This window comes from Streptomyces murinus (genome assembly GCF_002154555.1).
Classification (GTDB): domain Bacteria; phylum Actinomycetota; class Actinomycetes; order Streptomycetales; family Streptomycetaceae; genus Streptomyces; species Streptomyces murinus.
Window position 1 is genome coordinate 1 of sequence record NZ_MUNF01000827.1, and the last position, 1,026, is coordinate 1,026.

Genomic DNA, 1,026 nt, shown 5'->3' on the forward strand with positions numbered 1-1,026 from the left:
ACGCCATGCACGCACTCTCGCGGCAGACGGGAATTGTCAGACAGGCCCTAGCGGGGCTTGCGGGCGTCGAAGAGATGCCGCGAGCTGTGGGCGACGAACGGCCCCTCCCGCTGGATCCGCTCGTGCAGCGCCCTGAGTTGGGGCTCGTACGCCTCGACGGTGAACCCGGGCACCATCCAGACGACCTTGCGCAGGAAGTGGACAACGGCGGCGATGTCATGGAACTCCATCCGCAGCCGCTCCGCGGGCAGCGCGACGATCTCCAGGCCCGCCGCCTCGGCCGCGGCCCGCTCCCGCAGCGGATCCCGCGCGCCCCGCCCCGCCTCGGGCTGCGGCCCGAGGAAGTGCTCGACCAGCTCGAAGACGCTGGCGGGCCCGACATGCTGGGCGAAGTACGTGCCGCCCGGCCGCAGCACCCGCGCGATCTCGTCCCAGTGCGGCACCACCGGGTGCCTGCTGAGCACCAGGTCGAAAGCCCCGTCGGCGAACGGCAGCGGCGCGTCGTCCGGGGCGGCGACGACCACCACGCCGTGCGGCCGAAGCAGCTCGGTGGCCCTGGCCGTGTTCGGTGCCCAGCCCTCGGTGGCGGCGACCAGCCGGGGCCGGGCCGGGGCGGCGGCGAGGCTGAAGGCCAGCACCTCCCCGCCCCCGGTCTGGATGTCCAGCGCGGCCTCGGCACCGGCCAGCCGCTCCCCCGCCGAGCGCGCGTACCCCCAGGAGGGCCGCGCCTCGGTGGCCCGCCCCGCGAACCAGGAGAAGTCCCACCCCTCGGTGGGCACGGCGGCACCCTCGGCGACGAGTTCGGCGAAGGTCCGGCGGGCTGGATTCATGCCCTCCATGATGACGAGCGCCGACGCCCCGGTCCTCTCCTTTTTCATCTGCCGCTTTTTCATCTGCCGCCGGGCTCTTGCCGCCGGACCAGCGGCATGACCTGCCGCCGCGAACCGCACGAACCCCTCCGGGTCGGGCTCGCCGGACGTCGGTTGCCGTACGACGGTGTCGGCGCCGGCGCCGACACCGTCGTAC

At 74.0% G+C, this 1,026-nt stretch carries 1 protein-coding gene; it reads right to left on the reverse strand.

The window, feature by feature from the left end:
* Nucleotides 1-47: 47 nt before the first annotated feature.
* Nucleotides 48-830, reverse strand: coding sequence for a class I SAM-dependent methyltransferase (locus CCN72_RS35540; RefSeq protein ID WP_086812502.1), 783 nt, complete (start codon nt 828-830; stop codon nt 48-50).
* Nucleotides 831-1,026 lie beyond the last annotated feature (196 nt).